This window comes from Burkholderia sp. GbtcB21, from assembly GCF_019091065.1.
In the GTDB taxonomy this organism is placed as follows: Bacteria; Pseudomonadota; Gammaproteobacteria; order Burkholderiales; family Burkholderiaceae; genus Burkholderia; species Burkholderia pyrrocinia_C.
In genome coordinates this window covers 166,666-179,631 of sequence record NZ_JAGXKA010000005.1, presented here as the reverse complement: position 1 = coordinate 179,631, position 12,966 = coordinate 166,666, and the positions used below count along the sequence as shown (strand labels likewise).

Here is a 12,966-nt window from a genome sequence, read left to right as displayed (position 1 = left end):
TCGCACCAGGGAGGCAGTGCGACGAGAACGAAATAATATAGGGTTTCGAACCGCGCGTCAATTTCCGTGATGCATTTTCGTCAACGCATCACGAAAATTTCATCATGCCTGGTCGAGTTCGAATGCCTTGTGCAGCGCGCGGACGGCCAGCTCCATGTATTTCTCGTCGATCAGCACCGAAATCTTGATTTCGGACGTCGAGATCATCTGGATGTTGATGCCCTCTTCCGACAGCGTGCGGAACATCTTGCTCGCGACGCCCACGTGCGAACGCATGCCGACGCCGACGACCGACACCTTCGACACCTTCGGGTCGCCCTGCACCTGCTCGGCGTTCACATGGCCCTTCACCTGGTTGGTGAGGATGTCCATCGCCTTCTGGTAGTCGCCACGGCCGACCGTGAACGTGAAGTCGGTTTTGCCTTCGACGCTCTGGTTCTGGATGATCATGTCGACGTCGACGTTCGCATCGGCGACCGGGCCGAGGATCTGATACGCGATGCCCGGCTTGTCGGGCACGCCCATCACAGCAATGCGTGCTTCGTCGCGCTGGAACGCGATGCCGGAAATGACTGCCTTTTCCATGGTCTCGTCTTCTTCAAAAGTAATCAGGGTGCCCGAGCGCATTTCTTCGTCGAGCGCAATCAGCGGATCGGTCAGGCTCGACAGCACGCGCGTCTTCACCTGGTATTTGCCGGCGAATTCGACCGAGCGGATCTGCAGGACCTTCGAGCCGAGGCTGGCCATTTCCAGCATCTCCTCGAACGTCACGCGATCGAGGCGTCGCGCCTCTTCGACGACACGCGGATCGGTCGTGTAGACGCCATCGACGTCCGTATAGATCAGGCACTCTTCGGCATCCAGCGCAGCCGCGACCGCCACCGCCGACGTGTCCGAGCCGCCACGGCCCAGCGTCGTGATGTGGCCGTCCGGATCGACGCCCTGGAAGCCCGTGATGATCACGACCTTGCCGGCATTCAGATCGGCCTTCACGCGCTCGTCGTCGATCGAGTGGATGCGCGCTTTCGTGAACGCGCTGTCGGTCTTGATCGGCACTTGCCAGCCGGCGTAGCTCACGGCCTCGACGCCGATTTCCTGCAGCGCGATCGACAGCAGGCCGACGCTGACCTGCTCGCCGGTCGACGCGATCATGTCGAGCTCACGCGGGCTCGGCTGGCTCGAAATCTCTTTCGCAAGACCGAGCAGACGGTTGGTTTCGCCGGACATCGCCGAAGGCACGACCACCATCTGGTGCCCGGCCTGATGCCATTTTGCGACGCGTTTCGCGACGTTCTTGATGCGCTCGACCGAGCCCATCGAAGTGCCGCCGTATTTGTGTACGATGAGTGCCATTGTCGTTCTGAACTGGAGGAGAGACCGCACGGGCGCGCTGGGCAGGCCGCGTTGCCGTTCGGTCACGCGGCTTGTGGCTGTGGACGGACGACGAGGGGGACGGCTGGGACGCAACACGCAAGCGTGACGGATTTTGCCCGGAAGGCCGATCAGGCCGCGCAAACCGGGTACGTCACGCGGGAAACCTGCACAAATCGCTCAAAAATCGAGCCGAGCAAACGTCCGAGCGTACCCGATAGAAGCCCGCTTGACAAGCCGCTCGCCGTGTCCACGGCCGTTCCGGCGCTGTTTACCAAATGGTGAAAATGGGCGCGCCATCACGCTGCCGGAAGCCTGCCCGCCGTTACGCGATCAGCAGGTCGGGACGCCATTCGATCCGGCGCCATGCGCCGCCGGACGGCCCGTTGTCGAACAACTCGCCATCGCGGTTCACGCCAAGCCGCGGCACGTAGATCAGCCGGTCGCCCGCGAACAGCAGCGGCACGTCGCGCTGCCATGCCGGCACGCCGCGCTCCTGGAACAGATTCTTCAGCGTCCGGCCCGGCCCGCCCGGCGACGTGCGCATCCGCTCGCCGCCCGCACGGGCGCGCGCGGCGAGCCGTGCGCCGCGCAGCAGCGCCTCCGGCACCGCGTCGGCGCTTCCCGCATCGGCCGGCGCGAACACGAACGTGCCGCGCCATCCCGGCAGGTGCCAGACTTCCTGCCCATCCCACGCGAGCGTCGATTCCGGGTGCGGTGTACCGGTGCCGTCGTCGGCCGGTTCGGCGCTGTCGCCCGCTTCCCAGTAAACGACATCGCGATAGAGCCGCAGGCACTGCCCCGCGTGATCGACGCGCAGCGCATGCGCGTCGTGCGCGGCGCGCAGTTGCCGCATCATGTTGGCGAGCCGGGCGGCGGACGCACCCGGCAAACCGAGCCGGCGCATCCAGAAACGCAGCAGATTCGCGCCGCGCGTGTCGTCGAACGCGACCAGCGACTCGCGCGACAGCGCCCGCCCGTCATCGCGCGCGGCGACGGCGAAATCCAGTTCGGCCAGATCGTCGAGCAGCCGCTGTGCGGCGGCCGCATGCTGGGCCGCGCGACCGAGCGCGTCGCGAAAGCCAGGGAAATGCACGGCCAGCGCCGGCAGCACGTCGATGCGCAGCGCATTGCGCGCGTAGCGCGTGTCGCTGTTCGATTCGTCGTCGATCCATTCGAGTTCGTGCTGCGTCGCATAACGCTCGAGTTGCGCGCGCAACAATCGCAGCAACGGACGCACGCGCTCGACGCTCGCGCCATCGGGACGGTAGCGCGGCGCCATGGCGGCGAGCCCCGCGATCCCCGCGCCGCGCAACAGTTGCAGCAGCACGGTCTCGGCCTGGTCGTCCGCATGCTGCGCAAGCCACAGCGTAGCCGCGCCATGGCGCTCGCACATCGCGTCGAGCGCGGCATAACGACGCTCGCGGGCGGTCGCCTCGATACCGAGACCGCTGTCGCGCGGCACGTCGACGCGCATCGATTCGAATTCTACGCCGAGCCGCGCCGCTGCCGCCTCGGCATGCGCGACCCATGCGTCGGCGTTCGCGCTCAGGCCGTGATGCACGTGCAGCGCGATACAGCGCGACCCGCCCGCGACACGCACGGCCGCGTCGAGCAGCACCGTCGAATCGAGGCCGCCGCTATAGGCGATCGCGATGCGTGCATCGGACGGCATGCCGGAAAGCGCAACGCCGACCGCGTCGAGTACGGCGCGGTCGGCGGAGAATTCGGTCGGTGGGATCACGAGAGTGACGCGCGCTCGGCGGCGCGCGTATCGAGCACGCGGCCGGTCATGCGCCCGGCGTGGTTTCCTTGAACTTGCCGTAGGCCATCAGGCGCTCGAAGCGGCGCTCGCGCAGCGCATCGATGCTCATGCCCTGGAACTGGCGCAGCGAATCGGCGAGCGCGCGGCGCAGCAGCGCAGCCATGCCCTTCGGATCGCGATGCGCGCCGCCGAGCGGCTCGTTGATGATCTTGTCGATCAGGCCGAGCGCCTTCAGGCGGTGCGCGGTCAGGCCCAGCGCTTCCGCGGCTTCCGGCGCCTTCGCGGCGCTTTTCCACAGGATCGACGCGCAGCCTTCCGGCGAGATCACCGAGTAGGTCGAGAACTGCAGCATCATCACGGTGTCGGCCACGGCGATCGCGAGTGCGCCGCCCGAACCGCCCTCGCCGATCACCGTCGTGATGATCGGCGTCTTCAGCTCGGCCATCACGTACAGGTTGCGGCCGATCGCCTCCGACTGGCCGCGCTCTTCCGCGCCGATGCCCGGGTACGCGCCCGGCGTGTCAACGAACGTGAAGATCGGCAGCCCGAACTTCTCGGCGAGACGCATCAGGCGTTCGGCCTTGCGATAGCCTTCCGGACGCGGCATCCCGAAGTTGCGCGCGGCGCGTTCCTTCGTGTCACGGCCCTTCTGGTGACCGATCACCATGCACGGATGGCCGCCGAAGCGCGCGAGACCGCCGACGATCGACAGATCGTCCGCGAATGCGCGGTCGCCGTGCAGTTCGTGAAAATCGGTAAACAGTTCCGCAACGTAATCGAGCGTGTACGGACGCTGCGGGTGCCGCGCGATCTGCGAAACCTGCCACGGCGACAGGTTCGCGTAGAGGTCCTTCGTCAGTTGCTGGCTTTTCTTCGACAGCCGCTCGATTTCTTCCGAAATATCGACAGCCGAGTCATCCTGCACGAATCGCAGTTCTTCGATCTTGGCCTCGAGTTCGGCGATCGGCTGTTCGAAATCCAGAAACGTGGTCTTCATGTGTTCGAATCCTTGGGTCTTGCGGCAGCGCGTATTCTACCCGCGCGGGCGACGCTCAAAACCGACTCTCAACTATTGATGTTTAAAACCCGATAGCCAACACTCAGGCGTCGGTGTCGGGTGCATCGAGGCTGCGCCACATGTACCAGGTCGCGACGGTGCGCCACGGCTCCCAGTTGGCCGCGACCTCGCGCGCCTCGCTGCGCGTGACGGGTTCCCCGCTGAAGTAATTGACGCTGATCGCGCGAATCAGGCCCGGGTCGTCGAGCGGCAGCACATCCGGCCGCGACAGGTTGAAGATCAGGAACATCTCGGCCGTCCAGCGGCTGATGCCGCGGATCTGCGTGAGTTCCGCGATCACGTCCTCGTCGTCCATCGACATCCATTTGTCGACGTGCAGCGCGCCCGACACGAAATGCTGCGCGAGATCGAGGATGTATTCGGTCTTGCGCTTCGACAACCCGCAAGCGATCAGCTTGTCCGCGCCAAGCCGGATCACCGGCTGCGGTGCGAGTTTCGGACAGGCGTCCTCGATATGCGCCCACAGCGACTGCGCGGACGGCACCGAAATCTGCTGGCCGACGACCGAGCGCGCGAGCGTGACGAACGGGTCGCCGCGCTTCACGAGATGCGCGGGACCGAACTTCGGAATCAGTTTCTTCAGGATCCGGTCGCGCTTGACGAGGTCGGCGCATGCCTTGTCCCAGTATGCAGGACGCACGACAACCTCCTCGCCGTCCGCTTCGGACACACGCGTCTTGCGGGCCGCGTCGGCGGCCGGCTGCGCAGCCGCCGGCTGCGCATGACCGTTCAGCGCGCCGTTCGGCGCGGCGCGCGTGGCGTCCGCCTTCGACGGCACGCGCTTGGCTGCCGGACGCGCGGCGACCGGGGTCGCGCGCCTGACCGGCGCTTTTCTGGCCGTTGCCATCCTGCCTCCTACCTGACGGATCGGTCAGTGGAACGCACCGCGCTCATACGCGACGCCATTCGGTCGATCCGCCCGGTTTGTCTTCAAGTGCGATGCCGGCCTCGAGCAGTTCTGCCCGGATCCGGTCCGCTTCGGCATAGTCCTTCGCTTGCTTCGCCGCGACGCGCGCGGCGATCTTCGCTTCGATCTCGTCGGCGGCGAGCGCGCCCGCCTGCGCGGCGCCGGACGCCTGCTGCAGGAACGCGCGCGGTTCGCGCCCCAGCAGGCCGAGCAGGCCTGCCAGTTGTTTCAGTTGCCGCGCGAGCGCCGCGTCGCGCGTGCGATTCACCTCGCCCGCCAGCTCGAACAGCGTCGCCACCGCGACGGGCGTGTTGAAGTCGTCGTTCATCGCGGCCGCGAAACGCTGCGCATGCGGCTCGTTCCAGTCGAGCGCGAGCGTGTCGGCCTCGACATCCTTCAGCGCGGTATAGAGACGCGTGAGCGACGCGCGCGCATCGTCGAGATGCACGTCGCTGTAGTTGAGCGGCGACCGGTAGTGCGTGCGCACGATGAAGAAGCGCACGACTTCGGCGTCGTACCGCTCGAGCACTTCGCGGATCGTGAAGAAGTTGCCGAGCGATTTCGACATCTTCTCGTTGTCGACCTGCACGAAGCCGTTGTGCATCCAGTAGTTGACGAACGTCTGGCCGGTCGCGCCTTCGCTCTGCGCGATCTCGTTCTCGTGGTGCGGGAATTGCAGATCCTGCCCGCCGCCGTGGATGTCGAAATGATCGCCGAGCAGCGTGCAGCCCATCGCCGAGCACTCGATGTGCCAGCCCGGGCGGCCCATCCCGTACTTCGATGCCCACGACGCGCCTTCCGGATCTTCCGGCTTCGCGCGCTTCCACAGCACGAAATCGAGCGGATCTTCCTTCGCGTCGTTCGCGGCGACGCGCTCGCCCGCGCGGAGATCGTCGAGCGACTTGCCCGACAGCTTCCCGTAGTTCGCGAACTTGCGCACCGAGTAATTGACGTCGCCGTCGGCCGCCTGGTACGCGTAACCGTTCGTCTCGAGCGTCTCGATCATGCCGAGCATCTGCGGAATGAATTGCGTCGCACGCGGCTCGATGTCGGGCCGCTGGATGCCGAGCGCACCTTCATCCTCGTGCATCGCGCCGATGAACCGGTCGGTCAGCGACTTGATCGTCTCGCCGTTCTCGACCGCGCGGCGGATGATCTTGTCGTCGATGTCCGTAATGTTGCGCACATACGTGACCCGGTAGCCGATCGCACGCAGCCAGCGCTGGACGAGGTCGAACACGACCAGCATGCGCGCGTGGCCCACGTGACAATAGTCGTAGACGGTGATCCCGCATACGTACATCCGCACTTCGCCGGACTGGCGCGGCACGAAAACTTGCTTGTCACGCGCGAGCGTGTTGTAGATGCGCAGTGATTCCATAGAGATGAACCGTGAGCCGAAGGAGACCGCCCTGGCGAAGCTCGCCCAGCATGCGAAGCGGACGGACCATCTGCTGCGGCGCCAGGCCGAGCGTCCTCGCTATCACACGGGGCGGTCAGGCTGCAAGCACAGCGGTGACGGCCACGAGAGGCTAAGAAAGACTGCCTGCGGCTCGCCGGAACGCGCAGACGTTTTGTTAGAATGGCTCGGAGTATAACATTCCGATTTACGCCTATGAAACCTCATCGCGGCCGCGCGCCGAGCGCTGCGACCCTCGTTGCGACCACCGTCATGGGCGTCGCGCTGACGCTGTTCGCGGCCCCCGCGACGCATGCGCAGAAAGCCCCGGCCACCGCCGACGGCACCCCCGAAATCGACGCGTCGATCGCCGGCAAGCAGTGGAAGCAGGCGCTTGCGCAGCTCGACGCGCGCATCGCGTCGAACCCGCGCGACGTGCAGGCGCAGTTCAAGCGCGGCACCGTGCTGGCCCGCCTGAACCGCGACGACGATGCGATCCAGCAGTTCGTCGCGATCACGCAGGCGTACCCCGAACTGCCCGAGCCGTACAACAACCTCGCGGCGCTCTACGCGAAGCACGGCCGCTACGACGAAGCGCGCACCGCGCTCGTCACGGCGACGCAATCGAACCCGAGCTACTCGCTCGCGTACGAAAACCTCGGCGACCTGTACCTGCGCCTCGCGGCCGAATCGTACAAGCGTGCGCAATCGCTCGGCCGCACGAGCGGCGCGACCGCGCAGCGCCTCGCCGACCTGCAGAAGATCGTGTCGCCGCCGAAGGTCGCGCCGAATGCCCGCGCGGTCGCGCCGGCCACGCGCGACTACTCCGAACGCGCAGCCGCGAACGTGAGCACCACCACGCTGCCGATGTCGCCGACGTTCCAGTTCAGCGGTCCGTCAGGCGCACTGGCGGCACCGTATGTCGCGCCGCCGTCGCAATAAGCGGCGCGGCCCCCTTTCCCTCCCAACCTGAGGATCGCAATGAAACGTCTGTTGCTGGCGCTTGGCGGCGCCGCCCTTCTCGCGACCGCGCCCGCTTTCGCGCAAACGGCCACCGCGCACCCGGTCGTGCAGCTCAAGACCTCGCAGGGCGACATCCGTGTCGAGCTCTACCCGGAGAAGGCGCCGAAGTCGGTCGCCAACTTCCTCGATTACGTGAAGGCCGGCCAGTACAACGGCACCATCTTCCATCGCGTGATCAAGGGCTTCATGATCCAGGGCGGCGGCTACAAGACCAGCTTCGAGGAGAAGCCGACCCGCGCGCCGATTCCGCTCGAGAGCCGCAATGGTCTGAAGAACCTGACGGGCACGATCGCGATGGCACGCACGAGCGATCCGAACTCGGCCACCGCGCAGTTCTTCATCAACACGGTCGACAACAGCGGCCTCGACTACCCGAACCCGGACGGCAACGGCTATGCGGTGTTCGGCAAGGTCGTGTCGGGCCTCGACGTCGTGAAGAAGATCGAAGGCGTGGCGACGACCTCGCGCGGCCCGATGCAGGACGTGCCCGCGCAACCGGTCGTGATCGAATCGGCCAGCATCGTCTCGAAGTAAGAACCTGCCGGCACGTCCGGCGACTCACGCGGCCGCGTCGCACGACCGGCCGCGTGCCATTTAAACCGCCTCATCGAAGGAATTCATCATGGTTGAACTGCATACGAACCACGGCGTGATCAAGCTCGAGCTCGACGCCGCGAAGGCACCGAAGACGGTCGAGAACTTCCTGAGCTACGTGAAGAAGGGCCACTACGACGGCACCGTGTTCCATCGCGTGATCAACGGCTTCATGATCCAGGGCGGCGGCTTCGAGCCGGGCCTGAAGCAGAAGCCGACCGACGCGCCGATCGACAACGAGGCGAACAACGGCCTGAAGAACGACAACTACACGGTCGCGATGGCGCGCACGAACGATCCGCACTCGGCCACCGCCCAGTTCTTCATCAACGTGAACGACAACGACTTCCTGAACCACTCGTCGCCGACGCCGCAGGGCTGGGGCTACGCGGTGTTCGGCAAGGTCGTCGAAGGCCAGGACGTGGTCGACAAGATCAAGGGCGTCAAGACGGGCAACGCCGGTTTCCACCAGGACGTGCCGACCGACGACGTCGTGATCGAGAAGGCCGTCGTGGTCTGACGCACGGTAACGGAGGCACTTCGATGTTGCAGGAGAGTCCGCCGCGAAGCGTCTCCGCGGGCGTGCCGGGCGAGCGCGAATACGCGCAAGCCGCACGCCCGTTCCTGTTGCTCTCCGATCTGCATCTGAGCGAGGCGATTCCGAAGACGGTCGCCGCGTTCGAGCATTTCGTGAAATACACCGCGGACAGCGCCGACTCGGTGTTCATCCTCGGCGATCTTTTCGAATACTGGATCGGCGACGACATCCTCGACGACGATCCGTTCGCGGCACGCATGGCCGCGCTGATGCATACGTTCTCGGAACGCGGGATCGCGCTCTACGTGATGCACGGCAACCGCGATTTCCTGCTCGGCCGGCGCTTCATGAAGGCAGCCGGCGCGATGTTGCTGCCCGACCCTTCGCTGATCATGGCGTTCGGCCAGCGCATCGTGCTCGCGCACGGCGACGCGCAATGCACGGCCGACCGCGGCTACCAGGTGTTCCGCCGCTTCGCACGCAACCGCGTCGCGCAATGGCTGTTTCTCGCATGGCCGTTGCGCTGGCGCCGCGCGCTCGCGCAACGCATGCGCTCGAACAGCGAAGCGGGCCGGATGCGCCCTGCTTCGGCGATCTACGATGTCACGCGTGAAGGCGTGGCCGCGCTGTTCCGGAAAAGCCGCGCAACCGTGATCATTCACGGCCACACGCACCGCCCCGCGAGCCACGCCGAACCGGGCGGCATCCGCTGGGTGCTGCCCGACTGGGATCTCGACCACGGTGCGCCGCGCGGCGGCTACCTGCGCGTCGACGCGGAAGGCATCCACGCGATGCCGCTCGACTGACGCCGCGGCTGCCGTCTCACCGACCGGCAGCCGTCGGCGTGCATCGCATTACGCCTGGCGCTCGACCGTCTTTCCTTCCAGCACCGCCGACAGCCTGCGCAGGTCGAGGCGCGCCGCGTCGGCGCCCTGCAGCGTTTCCAGATGCGTGCCGAGCCGCTCGAGCGCCGCGACGATCTCGTCGACGCGGCGGCTTTCCTTCGCCGCGTGATCGATCAGCCCGTGAATCGCGAGCGACATCGGATCGTCGGCGTTCGGCGTGATCCCGTATGCGCAGAACGCCGCGCGTTCCGGCTGCGGCTTCGGCTGCGCCGGCATCACGATGCGCGCCGGATTGCCGACCGCCGTGCCGCCCGCCGGCACCGGCTTCACGACGACCGCGTTCGAACCGATCTTCGCACCCGCGCCGACCGTGAAACCGCCGAGCACCTTCGCGCCCGCGCCGACGATCACGCCGGCCTCGAGCGTCGGGTGGCGCTTCGCGCCGCGCGTGAGCGACGTGCCGCCCAGCGTCACGCCCTGATAGATCGTGCAGTCGTCGCCGATGATCGCCGTTTCGCCGATCACGACACCCATGCCGTGATCGATGAACACGCGCCGGCCGATCGTCGCGCCGGGGTGGATCTCGATACCCGTCAGGAACCGCCCGGCCTGCGACGCGAAACGTGCAAGCCAGTAGCGCTTTGCGCGCCAGCAGGCATGCGCGAACCGGTGCAGCACGAGCGCATGCAGCCCCGGATAACAGGTCAGCACTTCCCAGGCACTGCGAGCGGCGGGATCCCGCTCGCGAATCGTTGCAACGTCTTCGCGCAGTCTCGTGAACATGATCTGATCGGGGAAAAGGCCGGCACGCACCGCCGGCAATGACCGGCCGTTATCGCGCCGGGTAATTTGCTTATGACGTCCGGCGATTGTAGGGCCAGTCGCACACGGCCGCACGAGGTCGCGCGTTCACCCCGCCGCCGGCGCGGGTATTCGGGCGGGAGGCTCGCTGTCGCAGTGTTTGCGGGAGGTTCGGCCGGCCGGAAACGCTGCGGGCCCGGCGCTTCCGGAGGCCGCGCAACGCCGCCCGGCCGACCGTGACGCCGCGCCTGAACGCCAGGTTGCCGGCGCGCCGGCCGCTTATGCGTCGCCGTCGGGCTTGCCCGTTTTCAGCAGGATGTGCTTCGCGACGCCGCGCAGGATGTTGACCTCCTCGCGCTCGAGGCCCGTGCGTGCGAACAGGCGCCGCAGCCGCGGCATCAGTTTCTTCGGATTGCGCGGGTCGAGGAAATCGAGCGCGATCAGCGCGTTCTCGAGGTGCACGTACATCCGCTCGATCTCGTCGCTCTGCGCGAGCGTGCCGGCCTCGGCCGACGGTTGCGGCGAAGGCTCGCTCGCCTGCTCGAGAAACGCGACGCGCAGCTCGTACGCGAGCACCTGCACGGCCTGTGCGAGGTTCAGCGAGCTGTATGCAGGGTTCGCCGGGATGTGCGCAAGCGCGCTGCACTGCTCGACATGCTCGTTCGCGAGGCCCGTGCGCTCGTTGCCGAACACGAGCGCGATGTCGCCCGCGCCGACCTGCGCGCACGCCTGCGCGGCGGCCGCGCGCGGCGCGAGGCGCGGCGGCCCGTATTCGCGCGTGCGCGCGGTCAGCGCAATCGACCAGTGGACGCCGGACAGCGCGTCGCCGAGCGTCGGCACGACATGCGCGGACGCGAGGACGTCGTCCGCGCCGCTGGCCATCGCGATCGCCTCGGGGTCGCTCTGCACGTGCGGCACGCGCGGCGCGACCAGCACGAGACGCGAGAAGCCCATCGTCTTCAGCGCGCGGGCGGCCGCCCCGACATTGCCGGGATGGCTCGGCTCGACAAGCACGAAACGGGTGGACGTGAAGCCGCCGGACGACGGCCGGGACGTGTCCGCGCCCGACTCGGACGGCGCGGCGGTGTTCTGCGGGGTTTCCACTACGATACGACTCGGTTCATCAGAATGGCCGTATGGTAGCGCTATCGCTCCGGCAAACCCACTCGTCCGGACGGCCAGCGGGGGTTTCCCCGCATTCCGGTCGCCTGAAACCGCCAAAAATCGGGTAAAATCATGCCTTTACGCGTCGCGCTCCGTGCGACGCGGGTCGTACCCCGCTCTTTGTCAATTCGCGTCTCACCTCGCCCGGCACGCTTGCGCCGTCCCGGGCGGTTGTTCCACTTCGTGGCGGCCCGTGCCGCCGGCTACAGGATCCAGGCTCATGCATCCCATGCTCAACATTGCTGTCAAGGCTGCGCGCCGCGCCGGACAGATCATCAATCGCGCATCCCTCGATCTCGACCTGATCGAGATCCGCAGGAAGCAGCAGAACGACTTCGTCACCGAAGTGGACAAGGCCGCCGAAGAGGCGATCATCGAGACGCTGAAGACCGCCTACCCCGACCACGCGATCCTCGCGGAGGAATCGGGCGAATCGGAGAACGAATCCGAATTCAAGTGGATCATCGATCCGCTCGACGGCACGACCAACTTCATCCACGGCTTCCCGTACTACTGCGTATCGATCGCGCTCGAGCACAAGGGCGTCGTCACGCAGGCCGTCGTCTACGATCCGAACAAGAACGACCTGTTCACGGCCACGCGCGGCCGCGGCGCGTACCTGAACGATCGCCGCATCCGCGTCGGCCGCCGCGACCGCCTGTCCGACGCACTGGTCGGCACCGGCTTCCCGTTCCGCGAGAAGGACGGCCTCGACGCATACGCGCGCCTCTTCACCGAAATGACGCAGGCGTGCACGGGCCTGCGCCGCCCGGGCGCGGCGGCACTCGATCTCGCGAACGTCGCGGCCGGCCGCCTCGACGCATTCTTCGAGCAGGGCATCAACGTGTGGGACATGGCGGCGGGCAGCCTGCTGATCACCGAGGCCGGCGGCCTCGTCGGCAACTACACCGGCGATGCCGATTTCCTGCATCGCCATGAGATCGTCGCCGCGAACCCGAAGATCTACGCGCAGATGATCCCGATCCTGAATCGCTACACCCGCGTGCATCCGACGGCCGAATAAGTCCCGGCCGCGCCCGCCTGTGCGGTGCGCTTCGACGGCCCGGGCCCGCTTCACGCGGCACGGGCCGTCGGCAAAGCGATGCCGCGTGCGTCGCTACCGCCCTTTTCGCTCTGGCGGCCGCATTTTTGCGTGGCATTGATATCGATGTGCTATGTTGGCCGGCATGAACGACAAGGGCGCTACGCCCGCCTGGCGTGGCTTTCGACAAACCACTCGCCGGCACCGTGATGATGGAGCGGCTTTCGCCTTCCGATGGTTCGGGGACGGAAAAATCTTCCCCGCGCTTCACGCTCCCGTCCTGACGTTGCCCGAGTTGTCCGGCCTGGTCAGCATGCAGCCCGTCGTACCGCGTTTTCCAGCGATGAATGATTAGCATCCGGGATGCCCGCGTGGCGAACAACGCCCCCACCCGCATGCCTGCCCCGCCTGTTTCAACACCGCCACGACGTCGTGGCGA

General features: G+C 66.6%; 12 protein-coding genes. 5 read left to right on the top strand and 7 right to left on the bottom strand.

Annotation, left to right across the window (positions count from 1 at the left end; translation table 11 throughout):
* Nucleotides 1-102: 102 nt before the first annotated feature.
* From KVT39_RS14075 to cysS, 5 genes are all read right to left on the bottom strand, one after another.
* A complete protein-coding gene (locus KVT39_RS14075; RefSeq protein ID WP_034184693.1) occupies nt 103-1,353 on the bottom strand; it encodes an aspartate kinase in 1,251 nt (416 codons plus the stop codon).
* 343 nt (nt 1,354-1,696) lie between these two features.
* A complete protein-coding gene (gene tilS, locus KVT39_RS14070; protein ID WP_217589384.1) occupies nt 1,697-3,115 on the bottom strand; it encodes a tRNA lysidine(34) synthetase TilS in 1,419 nt (472 codons plus the stop codon).
* Between the two features lie 46 nt (nt 3,116-3,161).
* Complete coding sequence (locus tag KVT39_RS14065; protein ID WP_006478433.1) at nt 3,162-4,133, bottom strand: acetyl-CoA carboxylase carboxyltransferase subunit alpha; 972 nt, start codon at nt 4,131-4,133, stop codon at nt 3,162-3,164.
* A gap of 103 nt (nt 4,134-4,236) precedes the next feature.
* A complete protein-coding gene (locus KVT39_RS14060) occupies nt 4,237-5,061 on the bottom strand; it encodes a DNA-3-methyladenine glycosylase (protein WP_217589382.1) in 825 nt (274 codons plus the stop codon).
* Nucleotides 5,062-5,104: 43 nt separating this feature from the next.
* Nucleotides 5,105-6,502, bottom strand: a complete 1,398-nt coding sequence (gene cysS, locus KVT39_RS14055) for a cysteine--tRNA ligase (protein WP_034183595.1) — start codon at nt 6,500-6,502, stop codon at nt 5,105-5,107.
* A 234-nt stretch (nt 6,503-6,736) separates the two neighbouring features.
* On the opposite strand from cysS, the gene KVT39_RS14050 reads away from it, so the two are divergent.
* The 4 genes from KVT39_RS14050 (at nt 6,737) to KVT39_RS14035 (ending at nt 9,481) form a co-directional block, all read left to right on the top strand.
* A complete protein-coding gene (locus tag KVT39_RS14050) occupies nt 6,737-7,462 on the top strand; it encodes a tetratricopeptide repeat protein (RefSeq protein WP_217589380.1) in 726 nt (241 codons plus the stop codon).
* A gap of 39 nt (nt 7,463-7,501) precedes the next feature.
* Nucleotides 7,502-8,077 (top strand): peptidylprolyl isomerase, encoded by a 576-nt coding sequence (locus KVT39_RS14045; RefSeq protein ID WP_034183593.1) that lies wholly within the window; start codon nt 7,502-7,504, stop codon nt 8,075-8,077.
* An 88-nt stretch (nt 8,078-8,165) separates the two neighbouring features.
* Nucleotides 8,166-8,657, top strand: a complete 492-nt coding sequence (locus KVT39_RS14040; protein ID WP_217589378.1) for a peptidylprolyl isomerase — start codon at nt 8,166-8,168, stop codon at nt 8,655-8,657.
* A 23-nt stretch (nt 8,658-8,680) separates the two neighbouring features.
* Nucleotides 8,681-9,481: a UDP-2,3-diacylglucosamine diphosphatase gene (locus KVT39_RS14035; protein WP_105392856.1), complete on the top strand. Its 801-nt coding sequence runs from the start codon at nt 8,681-8,683 to the stop codon at nt 9,479-9,481.
* Between the two features lie 48 nt (nt 9,482-9,529).
* Here the strand turns inward: KVT39_RS14035 and cysE are convergent, their stop codons facing one another.
* Both cysE and KVT39_RS14025 read right to left on the bottom strand, forming a co-directional pair.
* The gene (gene cysE / locus KVT39_RS14030; protein WP_034183604.1) at nt 9,530-10,303 is read right to left on the bottom strand and encodes a serine O-acetyltransferase; all 774 of its coding nucleotides are present in this window, start codon (nt 10,301-10,303) and stop codon (nt 9,530-9,532) included.
* 297 nt (nt 10,304-10,600) lie between these two features.
* A complete protein-coding gene (locus KVT39_RS14025) occupies nt 10,601-11,425 on the bottom strand; it encodes an RNA methyltransferase (protein WP_217589377.1) in 825 nt (274 codons plus the stop codon).
* A 280-nt stretch (nt 11,426-11,705) separates the two neighbouring features.
* Between KVT39_RS14025 and KVT39_RS14020 the strand changes: the two genes are divergently transcribed.
* Nucleotides 11,706-12,509, top strand: a complete 804-nt coding sequence (locus KVT39_RS14020; RefSeq protein WP_034183589.1) for an inositol monophosphatase family protein — start codon at nt 11,706-11,708, stop codon at nt 12,507-12,509.
* Nucleotides 12,510-12,966: the final 457 nt, after the last annotated feature.